Origin of the sequence: Nguyenibacter vanlangensis, assembly GCF_013376155.1 — a bacterium.
Lineage (GTDB): Bacteria > Pseudomonadota > Alphaproteobacteria > Acetobacterales > Acetobacteraceae > Gluconacetobacter > Gluconacetobacter vanlangensis.
Genome location: NZ_JABXXP010001071.1, coordinates 1 through 742 on the forward strand (window position 1 = coordinate 1; position 742 = coordinate 742).

General features: G+C 66.2%; 1 protein-coding gene. It reads right to left on the reverse strand.

All coding sequences use genetic code 11. The features are described from left to right. Nucleotides 1-30: 30 nt before the first annotated feature. On the reverse strand, nucleotides 31-742 hold a 712-nt coding region (gene tnpC, locus HUK84_RS21280; protein WP_176641935.1), incomplete at its 5' end, for an IS66 family transposase.

Consider the following 742-nt stretch of genomic DNA (forward strand, 5'->3'; position numbering starts at 1 on the left):
GTAAGCATCCGGCGAGAGACGCGGGCGTGTTCATGCGACGTTGGTATGATGGGGCTGTGTTGAGGCTTTCCAGTTCCAGGGGAGGAGTTCGTGCAGGCGTGAGACCGGCTGGTCGTTGATCCGGGCGAGGACATCGGCGAGCCAGGCCAGGGGATCGATGTCGTTGAGCTTGGCGGTGACGATGAGGGAATACATGTTGGCCGCGCGCTGGCCGCCGCGATCCGAGCCTGCGAACAGCCAGGCTTTCCTGCCCAGGGCGACGCCGCGCAGGCTGCGTTCGGCAGCGTTGTTCGTCAGGCAGATCCTGCCATCGTGGAGGAAGCGGGTAAAATTCTCCGGTCGGCGCAAGATGTAGGCCATGGCCGCTGTGACCGGGGCCTTCTTCGACAGACGAGCGCAACTCTCGCGCATCCAGGCCAGCAGGTCGTCGACCATGGGCGCGATGCGCTCCTGCCGCACGGCGAGACGCTGCACCGGCGAGGCTCCAGTGATGGCACGTTCGGCCTCGAAGATCGCGTCGATCCTGCGCACGGCTTCCACGGCGAGCGGCGCGCGGCCGAGTTCGGCCAGCTTGAACAGGCCGCGCCGCGCATGTGCCCAGCATCCCGCCGAGATGACGGGCGCGGGTTTACGGTCGGCGTCGAACAGCCGGTTATAGCCGCCATAGGCGTCGGATTGCAGGATGCCGCTCCAGCCCGCGAGATGATCCGTGGGATGTTCGCCCTTGCGATCACGGGAGTAG